Here is a 23,969-nt window from a genome sequence, read left to right as displayed (position 1 = left end):
CCCGCACAAGCGATGCGGGCATTTTCATAGGGAGAGCCGGCTAAAGAAAACGCTGTACAGACTGCTGGGATAGCAGCCAAGAGATGCAGCGGGAAGTCCTGCCACGGGATTGCGAAAGCGCCGGACTTCTACGTGACCGGCCGGTCAATGTCTGCCCGGCGTCCAAACGGCACATGCACTGCGGCTCCGCTCACCTCGGGTTGTGCCGCCTGGCCCCCTATGGATGAGGAAAACTTCCCTATGCCCGAAAATCACAACGACGCCACCGCCGAAGCAGCAACTGCCGAGACGGCCGTAGAGACCCCCGAGACCGCTGCTCCCGTAGCCGGCTCCGCTCCCGTCTTCACCGAGGCCCCGGCACCTGCCGAAGCGCCCGCCGTCGAAGCTCCCGTTACCGAAGCGCCCGCCGCTGAAGACCGCCCCGCCGCCGAAGCGCCTGCCGCTGAGGCCCCGAAGGCAGCACCCAAGGCTGACCCGTCCAGCGACGATGAGAGCGAAGAAGAAGGCGTCCGTTTCGCCGACCTCGGCATCGACGGCCGTGTCCTCGCCGCACTGCAGGACGTCGGCTACGAGAAGCCGTCCCCCATCCAGGCAGCAACCATCCCGCTGCTGCTCGAAGGCCGCGACGTCGTGGGCCTGGCCCAGACCGGAACCGGTAAGACTGCAGCATTCGCAGTACCGGCACTGTCCCGCCTGGCCGAGCTCCACGACCTCAACGGCCCGTCCCGCAAGACGCAGGCCCTGGTCCTCGCTCCGACCCGCGAGCTCGCGCTCCAGGTCGCCGAGGCCTTCACCTCCTACGCCAAGCACATCGACGACTTCACCGTCCTCCCCGTCTACGGCGGCTCCGCCTACGGCCCCCAGCTCGCCGGCCTGCGCCGCGGTGCCCAGGTTGTCGTCGGTACGCCCGGCCGTGTGATCGACCACATCTCCAAGGGTTCCCTGGACCTGTCCGAACTTCAGTACCTGGTGCTGGACGAGGCCGACGAAATGCTCCGCATGGGCTTCGCCGAGGACGTCGAGCAGATCTTCCAGCAGACCCCGTCTGACCGCCAGGTCGCGCTCTTCTCGGCCACCATGCCGAGCCAGATCCGCCGGATGTCCAAGCAGTACCTGAACAACCCGGCCGAGATCTCGGTGAAGTCGAAGACCACCACCGGCGCCAACACCCGTCAGCGCTACCTGCAGGTCATGGGCCCGCACAAGTTGGACGCGCTGACCCGCATCCTCGAGGTCGAAGAGTTCGACGGCGTCATCGCCTTCGTCCGTACCAAGATGGCCACCGAGGACCTGGCTGACAAGCTGAAGGCCCGCGGCTTCCAGGCTGCCGCCATCAACGGCGACATCCCGCAGCAGCAGCGCGAACGCACTGTGGATGCGCTGAAGGAAGGCCGCATCGACATCCTGGTGGCCACCGACGTCGCGGCCCGCGGCCTCGACGTGGAGCGCATCAGCCACGTGGTCAACTACGACATTCCCCACGACACCGAGTCCTATGTCCACCGCATTGGCCGCACCGGCCGTGCGGGCCGTTCCGGCGACGCCATCCTGTTCATGACGCCGCGGGAGAAGTACCTGCTGCGTTCCATCGAGAAGGCAACCCGCCAGCCGGTGGAGCAGATGCACCTGCCCACGGCCGAGACCGTGAACACGCTGCGCCTGGGCAAGTTCGCCGAGCGCATCACGGAGACCCTCGAGTCCGAGGACGTTGCGGCGTTCCGCGACCTCATCTCCTCCTACGAGGAAGAGCACAATGTGCCTGCCTCGGAGATCGCTGCTGCACTGGCCGTCATGGCCCAGGGCGGCCAGCCGCTCCTGGTCAAGGAACTGCCTGCGGCTCCTGAGTTCCAGAAGCGCGAGCGCTCCAAGGACGGCTTCGGCTCACGCGGCCCGACCCGCACCCTGACCGAGGGCAACGCCACCTACCGGATCGCCGTCGGACGCCGTCAGCGCGTAATGCCGGGTTCCATCGTGGGCGCCATTGCCAACGAGGGTGGCATCTCCTCGGCCCAGATCGGCGGCATCGACATCCGCTCGGACCACTCCCTCGTGGAGCTCCCCGCAGACCTGAGCCCCGAGCAGCTGCGCGCACTGTCCCGCACCCGGATCGGCGGCGAGCTGATCCACCTCGAACTGGACAACGGCCGCAAGCCCTCCGGCGGCGGCGAACGTGGCGGCTACCAGGGCAACCGTGGCGGCGACCGCGGCGGGTACTCCGGCGGCGGTGACCGCGGCGGCAACTTCAAGGGCAGCGGCGGGTTCAAGAAGGAATTCCGGAAGTCCGACGGCGAGCGGTCCTCCGCTGACCGCGGCGGACGCTCCTACAGCGACCGCTCGGAGCGCAGCGTTGGCGCCGACAGCGGTGCCAACCGCGGCCAGGCCAGCGACTCCCGCTTCGGCGGCCACGGCGACGGCGCACGCAAGCCCCGCCACGGCAACGAAGGCGGACACCGTGACTTCAACCGCAAGGGCAAGTGGTAAGCCCTAGCAGCACCAGGCACTGAAAACGGGCCGGCTTTCGAGCCGGCCCGTTTTCATTTAACCGGTCCCCGAATCCGTCAGTGTTCGCTTCGTCACATCGGACAGGCGGGCCGTCCTCGCGGCACCTTAGCCAGGGCCGCCGGGGCAGCTTTTGGCCCGGTTTTACGCGCTTTTCCGGTGATTTGTCCGCACCGACGGGCTGTGGCGCCGCCGATTTGTTGGGAGCGGAATCTTCCGGTAGAGTATTTACTCGTTGCCCCCCTAGCTCAGTGGTAGAGCGCGTTCTTGGTAAGAACGAGGTCACCGGATCGATTCCGGTGGGGGGCTCTGAATGAGGGCCTGTGTCAAGGCGGTTTTTGACCGGCTTGATGCAGGTTTTTCTCATTCGTGGCGGTGTAGCTCAGTTGGTTAGAGCGCACGACTCATAATCGTGAGGTCGGGAGATCGAGCCTCCCCACCGCTACAGGACAAGCCCCCGGAATTCACAAGATTCCGGGGGCTTTCCTGTTTTCCGTTCCGGTCCGTGCAGGTTTCCCTTCCCGTCCCGGCGGGCGGCCGGGCCGCAGGCCCGCACCGTGACAAGCGCCATGTTTCGCAGTAGCTTTGCAGCAACTGGCGGACGGGGAACTCAGTGGACTTCATTGAAGCGATCATGCTTCCGTTCAAGTGGCTGGTGTCCGTCATCATGGTGGGCTTCCACGATGGGCTGGCAACCCTTGGCATGCAGGCCGCCAGCGGCTGGACCTGGACGCTCTCCATCGTCGGGCTGGTGCTGGTCATCCGCGCCGCGCTGATCCCGGTGTTCCTGAAGCAGGTCAACGCCCAGCGCCGCATGGGCCGCCTGCAACCGGACCTGAAGAAGCTGCAGGACAAGTACGCGGGCAAGACCGACCAACTGTCGCGCCAGGCCATGGCGCAGGAGCAGATGGAGCTGTACAAGAAGCACGGAACCAACCCGTTCTCGGCGTGCCTGCCCCTGCTGATCCAGATGCCCTTCTTCCTGGCCCTCTTCCAGGTGCTCTCCGGCATCTCCACTGCGGCGGCTCAGGGTCAAGGCATCGGCACCATGAGTCACGAGCAGGTGGTGCAGTTCGATCAGTCCAGCATTTTCGATGCTCCGCTGTCCGCCACCGTGCTTCACGGCACACCTGCGGGCGGCAACGTGGTGGCCGTCTGGACGCTCTCGATCGTGATGATCCTGGCCATGACGGCAGCACAGTTCTTCACGCAGAAGCTGATCATGGCCAGGACCCCGTCCGAGGAAGTCCCGACGGGTCCTGTGCTGATGCAGCAGAAGATGATCCTTTACATCCTTCCGGTCGTCTTCGGGGCCGGCGGGATCATCTTCCCCATCGGTGTCCTGATCTACTGGACCATTTCCAACCTATGGACGCTGGCACAGCAGTTCGTCGTCACGCGGCGGGCTGCGCCCGGCAACGGTCCGGTTCCCTCGCCACGGTGACCCGGGCAGCGGTGACCCGGGCAGCGGTGACCCGGCGCAGTTCTGGACAGCGCCGGCCCGGGGATGGCGCAAGATTTCCTGAGTCGTGCGTAACGGGCGGCGGCTGGCCGGAAACAATACGGATAGAGGGCGGCTCAGGACTACTCATCAGGGGGATATCGTGCTTTCCGAGCGTGAACTGGCGTTTATCGCGTTACACAAAGACAGCTATCCAGCGGTCTTCAGGTTCGTGCGCCGGAGGGTGGAATCCCCGGAGGTGGCGGAGGAAATCGCTGCCGATGTCTTTCGGGTGGTGTGGCAGAAGGAATCCGACGAGGAGTGCCCCGGGATCGCATGGCTGTTGACGATTGCCCGGAACCTGATCGGTAATGCGTACCGGAGCCGTGACCGCCAGCGGGCGCTGCAGGAGAAGCTGCGTGCCACGGCGGTCCTGAGTTTCGGAGACGGATCCGAAAACCTGGCCGTGCATGATGCCCTGGCCGGTTTGCGGGAGAAGGACCGGGACATTCTCCAGCTTGCTTACTGGGACGGGCTGGGCGCGGCGGAGATCGCCGGTGTGCTGCGGTGCAGCGAGTCCGCCGCCAAAGTCCGGTTGCACCGGGCGCGAGCGGCGTTCCGGAAAAACATGCCTGCGGGCGCAGAATCGATCACACAGAGGATGGGTGCCTGAAATGGATCCGATCAAGAACATGGTTTCCGCGACCGATCCCGTGCGCAACGATCCATCCACCCCGGACGGCGAAGCGGCGCTGCGTCGGATGCTGTCCGGGCCGGCCGCATTCAGCGACCGCCTCCCGGCCGGAGCAGCCTCGCTCGAGGAACGCAGGCTGCGGCGCGCCCGGCTGGCCGGCGTGATCACCTTGGCAGCTGCCGCCGTCACCGCCGGTGTGCTGGCGGCCACCAACCTCGGTCCGGTGACGTCCGCGCCAGGGCCGGCCGCCACCGTCACCTCATCGGAAAGCCCGGCGGCGACGCCAACAGCTGCGACGCCAACGGCGGCGACGCCGACACCACAGGCAACGGCGTCCGCCCAGCCCGCAGCCCTCGGAACCTTCGCCTTCCCTGACGGGCACCTGTCCTTTTCGCACCCGCGGGAGTGGAGCGTCCGGACGGAACAGGGACCATACCTGACTGAGGAGGCGAAGGCCGGGGCCGTCGTCGCGGTGGTGACTGACGACACCGGCGCGGAGGTGGCCCGGGTCCTCAGCGGGATGTACGGCGACGGGGCGGCAGGCAGCGTCAAGCGCACCGTTCTTGACCATGCGCCCGTACCCGGCATCACGGACACGTCAGGGAACCCTGCCGAGTTCGGTTTCGCCGCTGACCAGATCCTTCCCGTGACTTATCCCGGAATGCCGGACCCCACCGGGCCCGCGGACAGCACCCCCGCCTACTACTTCATGGACGTCAGGCTGGCGCAGGAATTCCTGCCCGCCCAGGACACCTCCGGCACCAACCAGATCCGCCTGCCCAACGGTGTCATGTCGGCATCTGTCGTGTTCGACTTTGAGAAACAGCCCGTCTTCGCCACGCCCGATGCCGCGAGGGAATGGATGGCTAGCGAACGGTATGCGCAGCTGAAGACCATGCTCCTCAGCCTCAGGTACTCGTAAGCTGGGTCAATGACGCGCATCGCAATCATCGGCGGCCACGGCAAAGTGGCTTTGGAACTGGCCAGGATTCTCACCGCGGAAGGAGAGGACGTCACGTCCTTCTTCCGCAACCCGGACCATACGGAGGACGTCGCGGCAACGGGCGCCACGCCGTCGGTCCTGGACGTTGAACACTCGACGACGGCGGAACTCGCCGCCGCCCTCAAAGGCCAGGACGCCGTGGTGTGGTCCGCCGGTGCCGGCGGGGGCAGCCCCGAACGCACGTATGCGGTGGACCGGGACGCGGCCATCCGTTCGATGGAAGCGGCGGCGGAGGCCGGCGTCGGGCGTTACGTTATGGTGTCGTACTTCGGTGCCGGACCGGACCACGGAGTCCCGGCGGACAACAGCTTCCACGCTTACGCCGAGGCGAAGGCCGCCGCGGACCAGCACCTCCGCGGCACGGACCTGGCCTGGACGGTCCTGGGCCCCGGCACGCTGACGGACGGTCCCGGCAACGGCCTCATCGACGTCGATCCGGCGGACACCTCCGCCGGTACCGCCACGTCAAGGGCCAACGTGGCACTCGTGACGGCCGCGGTCCTGGGCTTGCCGGACACCGCCGGACGAACCATCGAGTTCCGGGATGGCACCTTGCCGGTCGCAGCAGCACTGCAGCCGGCACAGTAGGCCCCGCGCACTGAACACAGAGTAGCCACCGGCCCGCACCCGATATCGTGGAGGAGGCGCCTGCAGAGCACTGCGGCGCCTCCACTTCGGGGAAAGTGAGCCTATGGACCAGTTGGCGCTGATTATCGGACTGCTGCTTGCCACAGTGGTGGCGGTGGGTCTGGGGGACAAGCTCCGGCTGCCCTATCCCGTGCTCATGCTGATCCTGGCGGCATCGCTGACCTTCATCCCCGGCTTTCCGGAAATGGACATCTCACCGGAGCTGATCCTGCCCATCTTCCTGCCGCCGCTGCTGTTCGCGACGGCCCAGCGCAGCTCCTGGGCCGTCTTCCGGGTCCGCTGGCGCACGTTGATCATGCTCGCGGTGGCCCTGGTGGTCGTGTCCACCGCTGCCGTGGCAGGGGCGGCCTGGCTGATGATCCCGGGCATCGGAATTCCCGCCGCGATCGCACTGGGGGCCATGGTGGCTCCGCCGGACCCGGTGGCCGTGGAATCCGTGGCCGGCCGCGTGCACATGCCGCGGCGGCTCATCACGGTCCTGCAAAGCGAGGGCCTCTTCAATGACGCCGCCGCCATCGTCATCTTCCAGGCTGCCGTTGCGGCCACCGTCTCGGGCAGCAGGATAGGGCCCGACGTCGTCCTCAAGTTTGTGGTGGGGGCTGCGGTTGCGGTGCTGGTCGGCATCGCCATGGGCTGGGTCACGGCACTGATCACACGGCTGGTGACCTCCATGGTGGCGCGCAGCGCGGTCACCCTGGTGGTGCCGTTTGCCGCCTACATCCTGGCGGAAGAGGTGCACGCCTCAGGCGTGATCGCCGTCGTGGTTACCGCACTGGAGATGAAGCGGCACTCGCGGCCGCAGGACGCCGCTGAACGGGTCACCCGCACGGCGTTCTGGGACGTGGTGGAGCTCCTGGTGACCGGGCTGGCCTTCGGGCTGGTGGGGCTGGAAATCCGCCACGTCATCCACGACGAGGGTACGGAGATCTACGGCATGATCGGCACCGCGGCGGTGGTGTGCGTGATCGTGTTTGCGGTTCGTTTCCTGTGGCTGGCCGTGCTGGCGGCCTCGGCGCGGAAGAACAGCAACCTGCTGCAGCCCACCTCCGCCAAGGAAGTCCTCATCCTGACCTGGTGCGGCATGCGGGGCCTCGCCACCCTGGCGCTTGCCCTCGCGCTGCCCCTGACGCTGGCCGACGGCACGCCGTTCCCGGCCCGGGACCAGCTGCTGGTCATCGCCTGCGCGGTCCTGCTGGCCACCCTGGTGCTGCCCGGCCTGACACTGCCCTGGCTGATGAAAGTCCTGAAGGCCACCGGAGACGGTTCGGAGGAACGGGACGCGGCCCGGGTCCTGGCCAAACGCGCCCAGCAGGCCGCCATCGCCGCCCTCAAGGACAACGACCTCGTCAAGGAGCTCCCGCCGGAGAAGGTGGCGCTCGTCAAGGAAAAGATGACGAGGCTGCACGCCGAACTGCTGGATGGAAGCCTCCGGAACGAATCCCTGGACGAGAAGCGCCGGCGCGGGCGGGAGCTGGCCATTGCCGTGCAGACCGTTGCGCTCGATGCCGCCCGCCAGGAAGTCGTGGCTGCCCGGAACGAACCGGACATGGACCCGGAAGTGGCGGACCGCGTGCTGCGCCAGCTGGACCTGCGCACCATGATCATGCCGGAGTAGGACCAGCGCGGACATTGGCTAGGCGGGGGCCGCGAGCTCCAGGTCAAGCGTGTTCTTCTCCACGAAGTCCAGGGCGCAACGGACGGCACCCACGGTCACGATCGAGTCGCCGAGCGGGGACGCCGCCACGGCCGGGGGAGTGGCGGTGTACCCGGGCAGGCGTTCAGCGATCGGCCCCAGCAGCACGCCTGCCGAGTTCGCCACGGCGCCGCCAATCACCACCAGCTCCGGGTTGATGATGGTGGCCACGGCCCCGATCACCCTGGCCATCCTGTCCGCCAGCCGGTCGAGGATGTCCAGGGCAACGGCATCCCCGGCGGAGGCAGCGGCAAAAACATGCTCCGCCTCGACGCCGTCGGCTGCGTGCTGCCGGAGCGAAGTCCTGGCCTTCCCGGCAAGGGCTTCGGCGGCCCAGGTGCGGGCCAGGGCAGCGATCCCGAAGGTGTCTCCGACTCCCTCCACCATGTCAAGGAATGCAAGCTCGCCGGCGCCGCCGGCACGGCCGTGCAGCAGCCGCCCGCCGTCGATCACTCCCGAACCGAGGCGTTCACTGGCGAGAATCACGACGACGTCGTCCACACCGGCCGCCGCACCCCGCCAGCGCTCACCCAGTGCGGCGAGGTTCGCGTCGTTTTCCAGGAGGACTGTCCAGCCGTGCAGGTCCTTGAGCGCGGAGCGCAGGCCCACGTCGAACAGTCCCCAGAAGTGCTGGGTCACCAGCACATCGCCGTTGCGGTCCACGGGTGCGGCGATTCCGGCACCAACGGCGAGCACGGAGTCGGGGGAGGCGCCCACGCTGCGGAGGGCCATCAGGGCGGTCCGGTCGACGACGGCGACCCGTTCTTCCGCCGTGATCTCGGCACCGGCGAACGGCTGGCTGGACCTGCCCAGGGCCTTGCCGCGGAGATCGGACACCACCACCGTCGCTTTGGAAATGCCCACGTCCATGCCCAGGACGCACCCGGCGCGCTCGTTGAGCTCGAACCGGCGCGCCGGCCTGCCCTTCTGGTAGCCGCCAAATGCCCGCTGGTTTTCCAGCTCCCTGATCCAGCCGCGCTGCATGAGGTCCTCGCAGACGGCAATGGCGGTGGCCCGTGTGAGCCCTGTGGCGTCCATGACCTCCGTGACCGTCACCGCCTGGGAAGCGCGCATGAATTCAAGCACTGCCCCGGCGCTCACACGCCGCAGCAGCTGGGGCGTTGCCGCCGTCATTTCAGACATGGTGTTGACCTCTCTGTGCTTTGCACCACATAATACTTGAGGAACTAAATTTAGATTCCATATAAACTTAGAGCAACGTGGACCGGACGGCCGCCGACTGCAGGCTCTACCTCCAGCCCTTCACTCAGCCTTTTGCAAAGGAGCAACTGTGAACCGCACCCTGAAGCACTGCCAGCCCGCACCGCAAGCACAGCCCAGCCGCCACCGCACGTCAGCCCCCGCCCTGTGAACGCGGCCCTGCCCGCATCGCTGCTCAGCAGGCGTTCCCTTTTCCGGACCGCCGGCCTCGCCGGAGCAGCCCTGATGATTCCGCTGTCCGCCTGCGGCGCATCGCCCGCGGCACAGACCGGAACCACCACGCTGCGTTTCATGCAGAACAAGCCCGAAGTGGTGGACTACTTCAACCAGGTGATCAGGGACTTCGAGGCGCTGAACCCGGACATCCGCGTGGTCCAGGACTTCAACGAGGGAAACTTTGTTCCGGGCCTCGTCCGCAACGACCCGCCGGATGTTGTGACCCGAGGCTTCGCCCAGGCCACCGCCGACTTCGTCAAGAAGGGCATCTTCGCCGACCTCTCGGACATGCCCGTGGCGAAAACCATCGATCCGAAGATGCAGGAGCTCGTCAACTCCTGGGGCAGGTACAACGGGACCGAGACCAGTGCCCTGCCGTTCTCGCTTGCGGCAGCCGGCGTCATCTACAACCGCGACATTTTCGAGGCGCAGGGCGTCTCCGTCCCCACCACATGGGACGGATTCGTCGCGGCCTGCGAGAAGTTCAAAGCCGCCGGCATCGCGCCGATCTATGGAACGTACAAGGACCCGTGGACCCTCGCCCAGGGCATGTTCGACTACGCGTCCGGCGGGGCGCTGGATGTCGGGGAATTCTTCACGAAGCTCTACGCCAAGGGCGCTAGGATCACGAGCGATGCCCCCGAATCGTTTGCCAACAGCTTCGGCCCGGCCCTCCCCAGGATGCTCCAGCTCGCCTCGTTCTCGCAGAACGGCGCGGCCAGCAAGAACTACGCGGACGGCAACGCGGCATTCGCCAAGGGGCAGGCGGCCATGTACCTGCAGGGTCCGTGGGCGCTGTCACAGCTGGTGGCCGCCAACAAGAACATCAGGCTGGGAAGCTTCCCGCTGCCGGTGACCAACAACCCGGAGGACACCAAGGCCCGCGTGAACGTGGACATGGCGCTTTCCATCACCCGGAACACGCCCAACATGGCTGCGGCACAGCGGTTCGTCAACTACCTGCTGGAACCGTCCGTGGTGAACACGTACAACGAGAAGAACGCGGCATTCTCGCCGCTCAAGGACGCCCCCGCCGTCAGCAATCCGCAGATCAGCGGACTGAACGCGGCGGTGCAGGAGGCGCGCTACTTCCAGGGCGCTGTGACCTACTTCCCGCCGTCGGTGCCCGTGAACAACTACATCCAGTCCTTTGTGTACAGCAAGAACGGCGAGCAGTTCCTCGCCGCCCTCGACGACGAATGGCGCCGCGTCGCCGAGCGTACCGCGGTCTGACCCCCACCCGACTCCAGGAGCCTCAATGACTACAACATCCCGGGTGGCCCAGACAGCCCCTCCCGCAGAACCCAATAGCCCCGCGTCGGCCGCCGGCACCGTCCGGTCCAGGAGCAGGATCGACCCCACGTACTACTGGATGGTGGTGCCCGTCCTGGCACTGTTCGCCTTCTTCATCACCCTGCCGGCACTCGTGGGCGTCTTCTTCAGCCTCACCAACTACGCCGGCTACGGCGACTGGAAGTTCATCGGGCTGATGAACTACGTCAACATCTTCAAGGACCCCGCTGTCCTGCAGTCCTACATCTTCACGTTTGTGTTCGCCCTGACCACCACCGTGGTGGTGAACATCGTGGCCCTCGCGATCGCGCTGGGCCTCAATGCGAAGATCAAATGGCGCACCGGCATCCGCACCGTGTTCTTCATCCCCATGGTGCTCTCCGCCCTGATCGTCTCCTTTGTGTTCAACTACCTGTTCTCCAACACGCTTCCCGTGCTGGCCGAACGGTTCGGCGTCACCCCGCTGGCCACGAGCATCCTCGCCAACGAGAACCTTGCCTGGCTCGCCATCGTGCTCGTCACGGTGTGGCAGGCGGCGCCGGGCGCCACCATCATCTACCTGGCAGGCCTCCAGAGCGTGCCTTCCGAGGTCTACGAAGCCGCGGACCTCGACGGCGCCGGCAGCTTCCGGCAGTTCCTCAGCCTGACGCTCCCGCTGATCATGGGGTACCTCGTAATCAATGTGATCCTCGGCTTCAAGGGATTCCTCGGAACCTACGAGATCATCGTGGGCCTCACCGGCGGCGGCCCCGGCATGGCAACGCAGTCCGTGGCCATGCGCATCTTCTCCGGCTTCACCGGCGGCGACTACTCCTACCAGATGGCGAACGCCGTCATCTACTTCCTGATCACCTTGCTGATCTCCGTCATCCAGCTGCGCCTCATCCAGCGCCGGGGGGTTTCACTCTAATGACCGCATCCACACTTGCCGCTCCCAAACAGCGGACGGCGGACGCCCCCGTCCGCGGCCACCGCCGGTCCAACCGTGAGGGCTTCAAGATCAACTGGTGGCTCACCGCGCTGATGCTGGCCGCATCGTTGACCGTCCTGCTGCCGCTCTATTTCACCGTTGCCATGGCGCTCAAGTCCCCGGACCAGATCGGCACCGGCACGGGCCTCGCCTGGCCGAACCCGATGAACTGGGAAAACTTCGCCGCCGCTTACGTGGCCACCAACTTCCCGCGGGCTTTTATGTCCACGGCGTTCGTTACCGTGCTGAGCGTCCTCGGCTCGCTGGCCAGCAGCTCCCTGGTGGCCTACGCTATTGCGCGGAACTGGAACCACCGGTTCTTCCGGGGCTCCTTCGTCTACCTGCTGTCCGCGATGTTCATCCCGTTCCCGGTGATCATCCTGCCCCTGATCAAGCAGACTGCCCTGCTCGGCCTGGACAACCCGGCCGGCGTCGTGTTCCTGCACGTCCTCGGCGGCATCTCGTTCAACACCCTGCTCTACATCGCCTTCGTGCGCTCCATCCCCGTGGAGCTCGAGGAGTCGGCCCGCATGGACGGCGCAACCACGTGGCAGGTGTTCCGCAAGATCATCTTCCCGCTGCTGGCTCCGATGAACGCCACCGTCGGGATCTTTGCTTTCCTCGGCTCCTGGAACGACTTCCTGCTGCCGCAGATGCTGATTGCGGATCCCGCGCTGCAGACCCTGCCGGTGGTGCAGATGCTGTTCCAGGGCGAATTCAACACCAACTACAGCCTCGCCTTCGCGTCCTACCTGATGGCCATGGCGCCCACGCTGGTGGTTTACATCCTTGCCCAACGTTGGGTACTGTCCGGAGTCATGCGGGGCGCAGTGAAGTAGGACGCACCTACCGGGCACTCATCCATCTTTCCCTTTACCAAAGAACAACCAACACCAGAAAAGGAATCTCCTTTGTCCACCACCGCCACTCTGGCAACCCTGTCCGATTCAAACCTCGCAGCCGATCCCAACTGGTGGCGCCAGGCCTCCGTGTACCAGATCTATCCGCGCAGCTTCTCGGATTCGAACGGTGACGGCCTGGGCGACATCAAGGGCATCACGGCCAAAGTTCCGTACCTGAAGGAACTGGGGATCGACGCCGTCTGGCTCAGCCCGTTCTACCCGTCGGCGCTCGCCGACGGCGGCTACGACGTAGACGATTACCGCAACGTGGACCCCAAGCTGGGAACCCTGGAGGACTTCGCCGAAATGTCCGCCGCGCTGCACGAAGCCGGCATCAAGCTCATCGCGGACATCGTCCCGAACCACTCCTCCGACCGGCACGAATGGTTCAAGGAAGCGCTGGCCTCCCCGCGGGGCTCTGCTGCCCGCGAGCGCTACATCTTCCGTGACGGCCTGGGCGAGAACGGCGAGCTGCCGCCGTCGGACTGGGACTCCGTCTTCGGCGGTCCCGCCTGGGAGCGCATCACTGAACCGGACGGCACCCCCGGCCAGTGGTACATGCATATCTTCGCCAAGGAACAGCCGGACTTGAACTGGTCCAACCGCGAGATCCGCGACGACTTCCTGAAGACACTGCGCTTCTGGTCCGACCGTGGCGTGGACGGTTTCCGCGTGGACGTGGCGCACGCCCTCACCAAGGACCTCACGGAGCCGCTGCTCTCCAAGGTCGAACTCACTGAAGCCAACACGGGGACCGACGGTTTTGCCGACGGCTCACACCCGTTCTGGGACCGCGACGAGGTCCACGAGATCTACGCCGAATGGCGCGAGGTGTTCAACGAGTACAACCCGCCGCGCACCGCCGTCGCCGAAGCCTGGGTGCACGCCACCCGCCGCGCCCGCTACGCCAGCCCCCAGGGTTTGGGGCAGGCCTTCAACTTTGACCTGCTGCAGGCCGATTTCGACGCCGACGAGTTCCACGAAATCATCACCCGGAACCTCGCCGAAGCCACGGCCACCGGCGCCTCCTCCACGTGGGTGTTCTCCAACCACGACGTCGTCCGGCACGCCACCCGCTATGGCCTGCCGATGGGCGGCGGCGTCCACGCCAAGGGCCAGGACGGCAAGGGCTGGCTGCTCGCCGGCGCACCTGCCGAGGAACTGGACGTCGAGCTGGGCCTGCGCCGCGCCCGGGCGGCCAGCCTGCTGATGCTGGCCCTCCCGGGATCGGCCTACCTGTACCAGGGCGAGGAGCTCGGCCTGCAGGAAGTCGCAGAGATTCCGGACTCGGAGCGCCAAGACCCGTCCTTCTTCCGCAACAAGGGCGTGGAGATCGGCCGTGACGGCTGCCGCGTGCCGCTGCCCTGGGCCACGGAGGGCATGTCCTTCGGTTTCGGCGAAGGCCGGTCCCACCTGCCCCAGCCGGCCTGGTTCGGCCGGTACGCAGTCGACGCCCAGGACGGAGTGGCGGGCTCCACCCTGGAGCTGTACCGCAAGGCCCTGAAGCTGCGCCGCGAACTGCAGACCGCCGAGGAACTGGAGTGGGTGGAAACCGGCAACCCCAAGGTGCTGCAGTTCACCCGCCACGGCGGCTGGCAGTCAGTGACCAACTTCGGTGCCGAGCCGGTTGAGCTCCCGGCCGGTGAGGTGCTGCTGAGCAGCGCACCGCTGGACGGGAAGCTGCTGCCCGGCAACACCACCGTCTGGCTGCGCTAACAACTGAGACTTATGCGCAGGTGGCGGGACCCGGCCGGGTCCCGCCACCTGTGCTTCTGTCCAAGCTCATGAAAGAGTGACGCAATGAGTGAACACAACGCTCCATCCCGTACCCAGGAACTGATTTACGGCTGCATGGGCCTGGGCGGCAGCTGGTCCGCCGAGCCCTACGCCGCTGAGCACGTGGAGCAGGCGGCCGCCGCAATCGACGCCGCCCTCGACGCAGGCATCACCCTGTTCGACCACGCCGACATCTACCGCGGCGGCAAGTCCGAGGCGGTCTTCGGCGAGGTCCTGGCGATCACACCGGGGCTGCGGGAACGGATCCGGCTCCAGACCAAGTGCGGGATCCGGCTCAACGAGCAGGGACTCGAAACACACTACGACCTGAGCCGCGAGGGAATCCTCGAGCGGGTCAACGGCAGCCTGAAGCGGTTGAAGTCCGACTACGTGGATGTCCTCCTGCTACACCGCCCCGACCCGCTGGCCGACCCCGCCGAGGTGGCGTCCGCCGTCGGGCAGTTAATGCGGGAGGGCAAAGTGCGGCAGGTGGGGGTGTCCAACATGTCGGCCCCGCAGATCGAGGCACTGCAGGACCACCTGGAAACCCCGGTGGTGGCCAACCAGTTGGAAATGAGCCTGCTGAAGCGGGCCTGGCTGGAAAGCACCGTGCTGGTGAACCACGGTGAAGGGCTGGATTACAGCTTCCCGCACGGCACTGTGGAGTTCTGCAGCCGGCAGGGAATCACCCTTCAGGCCTACGGGGCGCTGGCCCAGGGACACTACAGCGGAGCTCCGCCGGAAAGCCCTACGCCGGCAGAGGCCGCCACGGCGGTGCTCGTCGCGGAGATGGCGAAGGCCAAGGGGACCACCAGGGAGGCGATCCTCCTCGGGTGGCTCATGCGGCATCCGGCCGGGATCGCGCCCGTGATCGGTTCGGCCAACCCGGACCGCATCCGTGCCTGCGCCGGAGCGGCCCGGGTTGCCGCTTCCATGACCCGCGCCGAGTGGTACCGGCTGTGGGTCACGGCCCGGGGGAGCAACATCCCCTAAACGCCGCTTAACCCAACTAGGTCGCAGCAGATGTCGTTATCAGGGCTCAAAACGACATTAACTGCGACCTAGTTGGGCTTGGAGCTCCTACAGCGGCGCCACCACCGAGTACGTGGTGGAGTCGCCCTGCAGGGCCTGGCTCTGCTTGCCGTCCACGCCCACCGGAATGTCGCCGGCGATGGTGACGCGGTTGAGCTTGCGCGGCTGGCCGTCGTAGTTGTCCGGGGCGTAGTGCTGGGTGATGCGGTTGTCGAAGAGCACCAGCTGGTTCGGCTCCCAGTTCACCCGCACCACGTTCTCCGGACGCGTGACGTAGGCCTGGAGTAGCCTGATGATGTCCTTCGACTCGGTGTTGGACAGGCCCACGATCCGCAGCCGCTGCGCGAAGCCCCCAATGAACAATCCGCGCTCGCCGGTCAGGGGGTGGACCCGGACCACCGGATGGGCGGTCTCGAACTTCAGGCGCGTGAACTCCTTGCGCCGCTCCTCGGCGTTCTGGTGCTCCAGGTTCTTCGGCACCGAGTAGTCGTAGTCGTTGGTGTGGATGGCCCAGAGGGTGTCCGCGAAGTTCCGCAGCTCGTCCGGCAGGTCGGCGTACGCTCCGGCCGAGGACGCGATCAAGGTTTCCCCGCCGTACGCCGGCAGGTCGATGCTCCGCAGCGTTGATGCCTGCGGCGGGTTCACCACGAAGGTGACGTCCGTGTGCCAGTTGTTGGCGGAGCCGTTCTCGCTGTCCACGGGCAGGACGTTCTCTTCCCCCTCGACGGAGGCCACGGTGGGGTGCGCCTTGGTCAGGGGCCCGAAGTGGCTTGCGAACTTCACCTGCGCCTCGTCGGTGAGGATGTTCGCCTCGCGGAACACCAGGGCCTTGTGTTCGTTCAGGGCCTCGCGGATCCGGGCCACGGTGTCCGGGGAGAGGTCCCCGCTGAGGTCCAGGCCGCGGATTTCAGCCCCGATGCGGGAACCCAGTTTGGCGAATTCGAGCTTGGTTTCGGTGATGGTGGTCATTGCTTTATTCCTTACTGGTTGATGGTGCGGTGGCGGATGGTGCGGAGAGGCCGCGGGTGAAACGGTCAGTTGCCGGAGCCGACGGCGGTGCGCCAGCGGGAGAAGTGCCGCTCCAGGGCAACGAGGAGGACGTTGACCGCCAGGCCCAGGACGGAGACGGTGAGGATGCCGGCGTACATGTCCGGAATCAGGAAGCTCATCTGCGAATTGACGATCAGGTAGCCCAGCCCGGCTTTGGCGCCCACCATTTCGGCGGCGATCAGCACCAGGATGGAGGACGTGCCGGCCATCCGGATGCCGGTGAAAATCGTCGGAACAGCCGAGGGCAGGATGACCTTCTGGAAGAGCCGGAAGCTGTTCAGCCCCAGGGACCTCGCGGCCCGGATGAGGAGCGGGTCCACGGTCCGGACACCGGCGATGGTGTTCAGCAGCACCGGGAAAAACGCCGCGTAGGCCACGATGGAGATCTTCGATTCCTCGCCGATGCCCAGCAGCAGCGTGAACACGGGAAGCAGCGCCAGCGTGGCCGTGTTGCGGAACAGTTCCAGCAGCGGGTTCAGGAACGAGCTGAGCCAGCCGTACCAGGCGATCAGCAGCCCCAGGACGACGGCGGACACCACCGCGATGCTGAAACCGGACACCGAGCGGGTGAGGCTGGCCTGCAGGTGGCTCTGCAGCTGTCCGTTCTCCACCAGCTTCGCACCGGCAGCAAGCACTTCGTGCAGCGGCGGCAGGAACACCCGGGTGGACGGGCTGGCGAGGTAGGTCGGGCCGAGCTCCCACAGCGCGAGGAACAACAGCACGGCGAGCGATTTCCAGCCCGCCCGTCCGGCGATCCCGGCCAGGGCAGCAAGCCTGCCCGCCGGCGTCGGGCGTGGTCCGCTTTCCGGACCGGGTCCCCCCTGCAGTGAACGTTCGACGGCGGCAGCCGCCTCGGGCGGTCGGGTCAACACAGCGCTCATCAGGCAGCGCTCCTTTCCTTGGGTTGTTCGTCGGGGGCCGTTCCGTCGGGCAGGATCTTGCGGTGTCCGGAGCCCTGCGCGAGCCGGACCTCGTCGTGCAGCAGGGACCAGACCCGGTGCCGGTGTTCCACGAATGCCGGATGGGAGCGCACGTCGTCCTCGCCGTCGCGGTCCGGGATGTTGATGTCCACGAACTCCTTGAGCCGGCCCGGGCGTGCGCTGAGGACTGCCACCCGCTGGCCGAGGTAGACGGCCTCGTCGATACCGTGCGTGATGAACACGATGGTCTTGCCCGTGGCCTTCCAGATCCGCAGCAGCTCGTCCTGGAGCTGCTCGCGGGTCTGCGCGTCGAGGGCGGCAAACGGCTCGTCCATCAGCAGGATGTCCGGCTCATAGGCGAGGCTCCTGGCGATGGCCACGCGCTGCTTCATACCGCCGGACAGTTCGTGCGGGTAGCGGTCCTCGAACCCTGCCAGGCCCACCAGGTCCAGGAATTCGCTGGCCTTCGCGGCCCGTTCCTTCCTGGACAGGCCGGTGTTCTCCAGCCCGATGGAGACGTTGGCGGAGGCGGTCCGCCAGGGGAAGAGTGCGTACTGCTGGAAGACGACGGCGCGGTCCGGGCCCGGGCCTGTCACTTCCTTGCCGTCCACCAGCACGCTGCCCGAGGTGGGCCGGGAGAGGCCGGCCAGCAGGTCCAGCAGGGTGGTCTTGCCGGAGCCGCTGGGCCCCACGAGGGTGAGGAACTCTCCGGCGGCGACGTCCAGGCTGAGGTCATCCAGGGCGGTCAGCACGGACGGGCCGGTCTGTTTCCGGCTGCGCAGTTTCCCGCTGGTCTTGACTTGGCGCACCGCGAATTCCTTGGTGACGTTCCGGAGGCTGATTTTCGGCGTCATGGCTGTCCTTTCGCTGTCCCGGGTGGCGGCATGGGTGGCGGGGGAGGAGTGGCTCACGGGTTCACCAGCCCGTTGAACTCGTTGGTGTAGATCTTCTTCGGGTCCAGCTCGCCCTTGACGATTCCGGTGTCCTTGAGCCACTTGCCCCAGCGGGTGAAGTCCTCGTCCTTGATCTCGCCCTTGGCCGGAACGCCCACGCTCTTCCAGTACTGCAGGGCGGCCGGGTTCTCGTTGCGTCCGCGTTCCTGCAGGATCTTGGTGAAGCGGGCGATGACTTCCTCACGCGGCGTGGTCCGTTCCCACTCGATGGCCTTCGCCACCCCTGTGGTGAACGTCCGCGTGGTGTTGGGGTTCTTGGCGATGAAGTCGGTGCGGAGCACGTAGGGGCCGCCGGCGAAGGTGCCGAAGAGTTCGGCGTCGCTGAACACCGAGCGCAGGCCGCCGTTGGCGATTGCCTTGTCCTGCAGGATGCTGCCCAGCGACCCGGCGTCCACCTGGCCGCGGCGGATGGCTTCCTCGGTGTCGTTGGGCGGGACCACCACCAGCTGGACCTGCTTGATTTCCTCGGCGCTCAGGCCGTTCTTCTGCAGGTACGTGTTGATGACGGCGTCCGCGTGTGCGCCCAGCGTGTTCACCGCGATCTTCTTGCCGATGAAGTCCCGGGCGCTGCGGATGGGGCTGTCTTCCTTGACGTAGAAGCCGTTGAACGTCTTCTCGTCTTCGCCGTAGTAGTTGATGACCGCCTTCACCGGGGCGCCCGCTTCCACGAGCTTGACCACGGCTCCGGCGAAAGCACCGCCGAAGTCCGTCTGCCCGGTGGCTGCCGACTGGATGTCCTGCGGGCCGCTGATGGTATTGCCCACCCAGTTGAGCTTGACGTCGCCGAAGTAGCCGAGGTCCTGGGCCAGCTCGGGGAGCGTCACGGTGTTGGCCCAGCCCTGGTAGCGGAGCTCTTTCACCTCGGTGGCGCCGGCGGCGGCACCGGCACCGGCTTCGGCGCTGCCCCCGCAGCCCGACACCGTCATCGCGATGACGACGGCGGCCGCGGCACTCATGATGGTCAGGTGTCGTTTCATTCGGGGATCCTTTGTAAGCATCGGGGGAGGTTTGGAGTGAATCAGCGGTGCGTGTCTGCCTGCCGCTGGAACGATGTAAGCGCACCTTTCCGGCCAAAAAAAGCGCTGCTGTCACGCCGGGAAACCCGCGGAAATGAGCGGAAACAGGACGAAATGCCGGGTCACAAGACGCCCGGTTTCGCCCCGTAACGGCCCGTGAAGGACTTTGACGCGCCGGGCGTCCCGTATTTTGGTCGTATTGTTCGCGGTTTTGTTCCGGGGCGGGCAGCTGTTACTTCGCGTTAGGGCATGCCGGGCGGATACGGTAGGAGTATGACCACCTCTACCTCCGCTGCCGTCGACACCGCACGGCCCGAACGAAACATCCCCGCCGAAATTGCCCGTTCGTGGCTTTTGGTGAACGCAATGAAGCCCGAGCTGTTTGACGTCTCGGCCGTGTCGCGCGCGGACTCGATCATCCTGGATATCGAAGACGCGGTGGACCCCTCGCAGAAGGACACCGCCCGCGAGCACGTCATCAACTGGCTGACTGCCGGCGGCCGGGCCTGGGTGCGCATCAACGACGCCACCAGCCCGTTCTGGGCTGCGGACCTCGCCGGGCTGCGCGGAACGCCGGGCCTGCTCGGCATCATGCTGGCCAAGACCGAGTCCGCGGACCAGGTCACCGAGTCCTTCCACCGCATGGACGGCAAAACCCCCGTGATTCCGCTCGTGGAGTCCGCCGTCGGCATCGAGGAAGCCAACAACATTGCCAAGGCCCAGGGCGCGTTCCGGCTGGCCTTCGGTTCCGGCGATTTCCGCCGCGACACCGGCATGGCGGCCACCCCCGAGGCCATGGCCTACCCGCGGGCCAAACTGGTTGTTGCCAGCCGCGTGGGCAACCTCCCGGGCCCCATCGACGGCCCCACCGTCGGCACCAACCACCCGATCCTGCGCGAGCAGACGGGCATCACCGTGATGATGGGAATGACCGGCAAGCTCTGCCTGGCCATCGACCAGACCCACGTGATCAACGAAGTCATCAGCCCCACCCCGTCCGATGTCGCCTGGGCCACGGACTTCATGGCCGACTTCGAGGCCAACGGCCGCGTCATCCGCGACGGTTCCGACCTGCCGCGACTGGGCCGCGCCGAGAAGATCATGAAGCTCGCGGTAGCCTTTGGGGTGCAGCCGGCGCTCTAACGCCCCCGGCACCCCCAGCCAAAGGAGACCCCGTGACCGATACCCGTTATCTGGTGCACGGGGTCTTTTGGGATGGTGCCCCGCCCGGTTTTCCGCCCGCGCCCGGTTCCGCGGAAGGCGCGCCGTCCGGAAAGCGCGACGGCGGGACGCCGGTCATGCGGCTGCAGGATCCTTCCGGCGGTTTCCGGGAGCTGGAGCTCGACGCCGGCAGCCGGCTGGGTTTCCGGGTCGCCGCCGGTGGCAAGTCCTGCCTGGGGCACCACAAGGTTCACGGGCCGGCCCGCCGGGACCACGTTCCCTGCCCGGCCAAGGCGCCGGCCGTCAAAGGAAGCCAGTGCGAGCGCTGCTTCGTGGTGGACGATTTCCGGCTCATCCACGACTTCCACCGCGGCGGCGGTGTCCCGCAGGGGCTTCGCGCCTACCTGATGCAGCAGCACTGGTTGTATGTGGCAACGTTCGCCAACGGTGCCAGCAAGGTGGGCACCGCCTCGAACCTGCGCAAGTGGAACCGGCTGGCCGAGCAGGGGGCGGTGGTTGCCCGCTATGTGGCGCGCGCGGACGACGGCAGGGTGGTCCGGATTCTTGAAGACATGCTGACCCGCGAGGCCGGCCTGCCGCAGCAGGTCCGTTCGGCGGCGAAGGCCGCTTCGCTGGTGGCCCCGGCACCCGCCGTCGAACTGGACGCACTGAACCGGCGGCTGGCCGGTGAGGCCCGCGCAGTCCTGGTGCGCGCCGGCGTCGAAGGCTTCGAAACTGTGGACGAGCGGTGGGCCCGTCCGGGACTGGCCGACGCCGCGTGCACGCCGGCGCCGCGGCACGCCTACCCGCATGACCTGGACGCCGGAGCACACGGACTCCGCATTGCCGCAGTGAGCGGCAGCATCGCAGTGGCCGCACTGGACGGCGCCGACCTGGAGTTCGTAGTGAACCTCGGCCGGTTGAAGGCGCGGACCGTGGAGCTCGGAGACCACCACTCCTCGGAGGTGCCGGCGGTGCAGGAGTCTTTGTTCTGATCCCCGCACGCGCGCCCGGCACCTGGAACGGGCCCGGCACCTAGAATAGGACGGTGCTGAACGAATTCTGGGCCACCGCGTCCACCGCCTACAAAGTGCTCGTTTTCAGTGCCATGGGCCTGATCGCCGTTGGCATTGTCCTCAACCTGGTGGGCAACACGTCCGGCAACCAGGGCCTCGCCATGGCCTCCCTGCCCGTGATCGGCGCAGGCCTGGTCCTGCATGTGGTGGGGATCGTGGTGCGAGGCCAGCAGATCCGGAAGAACCTCAAGCGGTAGCGGCGGCGTTCCGCAGGACATGGCTCCGGGCGTGCTCCACGGCCGCCGGCAGCGAGGTGAACAAATGCTTGTGGTGCCGGAGGGACCGGATCACACCCACGTTCGTCACCAGTTCCAGGTGCTCCGGCTGGACGCCCTTGAGCAGAACGGTGATCCCGCGCAGTTCCAACGCTGAGATGACCTCCACCAGCGCATGCGCGCCCGTGGCATCCAGCATCCGCACCTGGGACAGCCGGATGATGGCCACCTGGATGTCCTTGACCTCACTGATTTCCTGCAGGATCCGTTCCGCCGCCCCGAAAAACATGGCGCCGTCGAGCCTGAAGATTGCGATGCGGGAGTCGCCCGCGGACGCCGCGCCCGTAATAGTTTCCCGGCGGACACCGCTCAGTGAGGCAAACTTGCGCAGGGTCAGGAGTGCCGCGGCGGCCAGGCCGATCTGGATGGCCACGATCAGGTCGAAGGCCACGGTGATCAGGGCTGTGAGGATGAAAACCGCCGCATCTGACCGGGTGGAGCGGAGAATGGCGCGTACTGTCTGGGGCGAAACCATCCGCGTCGCAGTGACCATCAGGACTCCGCCCAGCACGGCCAACGGAATCCGCCCCACCATCCCGGCGGCGAGGTAGATGATGGCCAGCAGCACCAGCGCGTGGACCACGGCGGCCAGCCGCGTTCTTGCCCCGGACCGGACGTTGACGGCGGAGCGTGCGATGGCGCCGGTCGCGGGCATTCCGCCGAACAGGCCGGCGGCGATGGACGCCAGCCCCTGTCCGCTGAGCTCACGGTCCGGGCTGTAGCGGCCGCCGGGCCTCCCGTCGGGCCCCACCAGTCCAGCAGCCACCCGGGCCGATAACAGCGATTCAATGGCAGCCAGGGCCGCGATGGATACCGCGGGCATCAGGAGGCCACCCAAGGCGGCGGGGTCGATCGACGGAACCGCGGGGGCCGGCAGGGAATGCGGCAGCGTACCAATCCGGGGAATGTCCAGGTGGAGGATTTCTGCGGCGAGGGTGGCCAGCAGCACGGCGGTGAGGCTGGCGGGCAGTGACTTGTGCACTTTCGGTGCCACGAACATGACGGCCGCCACCCCGGCCACCACGGCGAGGGTCTGGAGAACGGTGGGAAGCGCCGCCCCCGAGGCAGATTCGACTGCCGCGACGAGCGTGTTGTGGCCCGGGATTCCCTCCGTTCCCGTAGCCAGCGGAACCTGCTGGAGGAAGATGATGGCGGCAATTCCGAGGGTGAAACCCTCCACGACGGGCCAGGGGATGAAGGCGACGGCGCGGCCCAGTCCGCTGATGCCCAGCGCACAGACCATCAGCCCGGCCAGCAGCGACACTATCGGAATGCTGCCGGCTCCGTGGCTGGCCACCACGGGGGCGAGGACCACCACCATGGCGCCCGTCGGGCCGGACACCTGGACATTGGACCCGCCCATGACAGCGGCCACCAGCCCGGCAACCACCGCCGTGATCAGCCCGGCCTCCGCCCCCACGCCCGAGCTGACCCCGAAGGCAAGCGCCAGGGGCAGTGCGACGATCCCGACGGTGATGCCGGCCGTAAGGTCCGACTTCCACGAGGACCGCAGCCCGTCGTAGTCGCGGCGGGACGGCAGGAACGCCCGCAGTGTGCGCAGCCCGATCACGAGGACGGCCCGGCAAGATGTCCGCCAGGCCCGGCCAGATGCCCGCCAGGCAACTCCTGGGCCCGACGGAGCTGTTCACTGGTGTCCGCCAGGGTGTCCAGCAGGAACGTGCGGGCAATGGCCAGGAGTTCTGCGATCTTGGGGTGGGCCAGGCGGTACGTCACGGCGTTCGCTGACCGGACCGAGGTCACCACCTTGTGCCGGCGCAGCGTTGCCAGGTGCTGGGAAAGGTGTGAGGCCTCCAGCCCTGTTTCGGCCAGGAGGAAGCTGACCGGGGCTGCGCTGTCCGGGGCGGCCGAGAGCAGTTCCAGGATCCTGATGCGCGCCGGGTGGGCCAGGGCCTTGAAGAGGTTGGCCTTGATTTCATACAAAGGTGCCTGTGCCGGGGAAATCATGGGGACCCGCTGTCGACTGGTTCTTGCGGCAGCCGGGTGGCAGGCCCCCGCATGAGTTGATGAAATGATGAATTCATCATACCGCTGCCTCGGGCATACCGCCAGACCGCCAGATCCCTCCCGTGTAACAGGCCGCTGGCCCTGCGGCGGGTAGCGATAGGCTTG

General features: G+C 66.8%; 21 protein-coding genes and 2 tRNA genes. 16 read left to right on the top strand and 7 right to left on the bottom strand.

The genetic code is table 11. The features are described 5' to 3' along the window. Positions 1 to 240 precede the first annotated feature (240 nt). The 8 genes from BS38_RS0104125 (at position 241) to BS38_RS0104090 (ending at position 7,900) form a co-directional block, all read left to right on the top strand. Positions 241 to 2,481, top strand: coding sequence for a DEAD/DEAH box helicase (locus BS38_RS0104125; RefSeq protein ID WP_028269648.1), 2,241 nt, complete (start codon positions 241 to 243; stop codon positions 2,479 to 2,481). 255 nt (positions 2,482 to 2,736) lie between these two features. Beyond that, positions 2,737 to 2,808: transfer RNA gene (locus BS38_RS0104120), tRNA-Thr, on the top strand. A gap of 62 nt (positions 2,809 to 2,870) precedes the next feature. Beyond that, a tRNA-Met gene (locus tag BS38_RS0104115) sits at positions 2,871 to 2,944 on the top strand. 168 nt (positions 2,945 to 3,112) lie between these two features. Next, entirely contained in the window at positions 3,113 to 3,943 is an 831-nt protein-coding gene (gene yidC / locus BS38_RS24305; RefSeq protein WP_051628711.1) for a membrane protein insertase YidC, read from the top strand. Between the two features lie 160 nt (positions 3,944 to 4,103). Beyond that, on the top strand, positions 4,104 to 4,613 hold the full coding sequence (locus BS38_RS0104105) for an RNA polymerase sigma factor (protein WP_028269647.1): 510 nt from the start codon (positions 4,104 to 4,106) through the stop codon (positions 4,611 to 4,613). A gap of 1 nt (position 4,614) precedes the next feature. Continuing rightward, a complete protein-coding gene (locus tag BS38_RS0104100) occupies positions 4,615 to 5,556 on the top strand; it encodes a hypothetical protein (protein ID WP_028269646.1) in 942 nt (313 codons plus the stop codon). A 9-nt stretch (positions 5,557 to 5,565) separates the two neighbouring features. Beyond that, entirely contained in the window at positions 5,566 to 6,225 is a 660-nt protein-coding gene (locus tag BS38_RS0104095) for an SDR family oxidoreductase (protein ID WP_028269645.1), read from the top strand. A 103-nt stretch (positions 6,226 to 6,328) separates the two neighbouring features. Next, complete coding sequence (locus BS38_RS0104090) at positions 6,329 to 7,900, top strand: Na+/H+ antiporter (RefSeq protein ID WP_028269644.1); 1,572 nt, start codon at positions 6,329 to 6,331, stop codon at positions 7,898 to 7,900. A gap of 18 nt (positions 7,901 to 7,918) precedes the next feature. On the opposite strand, the gene BS38_RS0104085 is transcribed toward BS38_RS0104090, so the two are convergent. Further along, entirely contained in the window at positions 7,919 to 9,121 is a 1,203-nt protein-coding gene (locus tag BS38_RS0104085; protein ID WP_028269643.1) for an ROK family protein, read from the bottom strand. 225 nt (positions 9,122 to 9,346) lie between these two features. Here BS38_RS0104085 and BS38_RS0104080 point away from each other — a divergent pair, with 225 nt between their 5' ends. The 5 genes from BS38_RS0104080 to BS38_RS0104060 all read left to right on the top strand — a co-directional run bounded on the left by BS38_RS0104080 (position 9,347) and on the right by BS38_RS0104060 (position 15,349). After that, entirely contained in the window at positions 9,347 to 10,648 is a 1,302-nt protein-coding gene (locus BS38_RS0104080) for an ABC transporter substrate-binding protein (protein ID WP_231511046.1), read from the top strand. Positions 10,649 to 10,673: 25 nt separating this feature from the next. Next, positions 10,674 to 11,618: a carbohydrate ABC transporter permease gene (locus tag BS38_RS0104075; RefSeq protein ID WP_028269641.1), complete on the top strand. Its 945-nt coding sequence runs from the start codon at positions 10,674 to 10,676 to the stop codon at positions 11,616 to 11,618. Further along, positions 11,618 to 12,517: a carbohydrate ABC transporter permease gene (locus tag BS38_RS0104070; RefSeq protein WP_028269640.1), complete on the top strand. Its 900-nt coding sequence runs from the start codon at positions 11,618 to 11,620 to the stop codon at positions 12,515 to 12,517. Before BS38_RS0104075 ends, BS38_RS0104070 begins: the two co-directional genes overlap by 1 nt. Positions 12,518 to 12,589: 72 nt before the next feature. Further along, the gene (locus BS38_RS0104065; protein ID WP_028269639.1) at positions 12,590 to 14,296 is read left to right on the top strand and encodes a glycoside hydrolase family 13 protein; all 1,707 of its coding nucleotides are present in this window, start codon (positions 12,590 to 12,592) and stop codon (positions 14,294 to 14,296) included. Positions 14,297 to 14,380: 84 nt separating this feature from the next. Next, positions 14,381 to 15,349: an aldo/keto reductase gene (locus tag BS38_RS0104060; protein WP_028269638.1), complete on the top strand. Its 969-nt coding sequence runs from the start codon at positions 14,381 to 14,383 to the stop codon at positions 15,347 to 15,349. Positions 15,350 to 15,436: 87 nt separating this feature from the next. On the opposite strand, the gene BS38_RS0104055 is transcribed toward BS38_RS0104060, so the two are convergent. The 4 genes from BS38_RS0104055 to BS38_RS0104040 all read right to left on the bottom strand — a co-directional run bounded on the left by BS38_RS0104055 (position 15,437) and on the right by BS38_RS0104040 (position 19,288). Further along, positions 15,437 to 16,357, bottom strand: coding sequence for a TauD/TfdA dioxygenase family protein (locus BS38_RS0104055; protein ID WP_028269637.1), 921 nt, complete (start codon positions 16,355 to 16,357; stop codon positions 15,437 to 15,439). Positions 16,358 to 16,422: 65 nt separating this feature from the next. Next, complete coding sequence (locus tag BS38_RS0104050; RefSeq protein ID WP_028269636.1) at positions 16,423 to 17,319, bottom strand: ABC transporter permease; 897 nt, start codon at positions 17,317 to 17,319, stop codon at positions 16,423 to 16,425. Next, complete coding sequence (locus BS38_RS0104045; RefSeq protein ID WP_028269635.1) at positions 17,319 to 18,212, bottom strand: ABC transporter ATP-binding protein; 894 nt, start codon at positions 18,210 to 18,212, stop codon at positions 17,319 to 17,321. Before BS38_RS0104045 ends, BS38_RS0104050 begins: the two co-directional genes overlap by 1 nt. Positions 18,213 to 18,265: 53 nt before the next feature. Beyond that, a complete protein-coding gene (locus tag BS38_RS0104040; RefSeq protein ID WP_028269634.1) occupies positions 18,266 to 19,288 on the bottom strand; it encodes an ABC transporter substrate-binding protein in 1,023 nt (340 codons plus the stop codon). 312 nt (positions 19,289 to 19,600) lie between these two features. On the opposite strand from BS38_RS0104040, the gene BS38_RS0104035 reads away from it, so the two are divergent. Genes BS38_RS0104035 through BS38_RS0104025 form a run of 3 tightly spaced genes read left to right on the top strand, consistent with a single transcriptional unit; the run spans position 19,601 to position 21,761 of the window. Then, entirely contained in the window at positions 19,601 to 20,470 is an 870-nt protein-coding gene (locus BS38_RS0104035; protein WP_028269633.1) for an HpcH/HpaI aldolase/citrate lyase family protein, read from the top strand. 32 nt (positions 20,471 to 20,502) lie between these two features. Continuing rightward, positions 20,503 to 21,483 (top strand): DUF2797 domain-containing protein, encoded by a 981-nt coding sequence (locus tag BS38_RS0104030; RefSeq protein ID WP_028269632.1) that lies wholly within the window; start codon positions 20,503 to 20,505, stop codon positions 21,481 to 21,483. A 53-nt stretch (positions 21,484 to 21,536) separates the two neighbouring features. Next, complete coding sequence (locus BS38_RS0104025; RefSeq protein ID WP_028269631.1) at positions 21,537 to 21,761, top strand: DUF3188 domain-containing protein; 225 nt, start codon at positions 21,537 to 21,539, stop codon at positions 21,759 to 21,761. Here the strand turns inward: BS38_RS0104025 and BS38_RS0104020 are convergent. Beyond that, positions 21,751 to 23,400: a SulP family inorganic anion transporter gene (locus BS38_RS0104020; protein ID WP_028269630.1), complete on the bottom strand. Its 1,650-nt coding sequence runs from the start codon at positions 23,398 to 23,400 to the stop codon at positions 21,751 to 21,753. The two genes, BS38_RS0104025 and BS38_RS0104020, sit on opposite strands and share 11 nt — an antisense overlap. Before the next feature lie 5 nt (positions 23,401 to 23,405). Next, positions 23,406 to 23,804, bottom strand: a complete 399-nt coding sequence (locus BS38_RS24300; RefSeq protein ID WP_043437561.1) for an ArsR/SmtB family transcription factor — start codon at positions 23,802 to 23,804, stop codon at positions 23,406 to 23,408. Between the last annotated feature and the right edge of the window lie 165 nt (positions 23,805 to 23,969).

The sequence above is a fragment of the Arthrobacter sp. UNC362MFTsu5.1 genome (assembly GCF_000685965.1).
Classification (GTDB): Bacteria; Actinomycetota; Actinomycetes; order Actinomycetales; family Micrococcaceae; genus Arthrobacter.
Note: the sequence above shows the minus strand (reverse complement) of the source record. Positions and strands in the feature narration are given on the sequence as shown.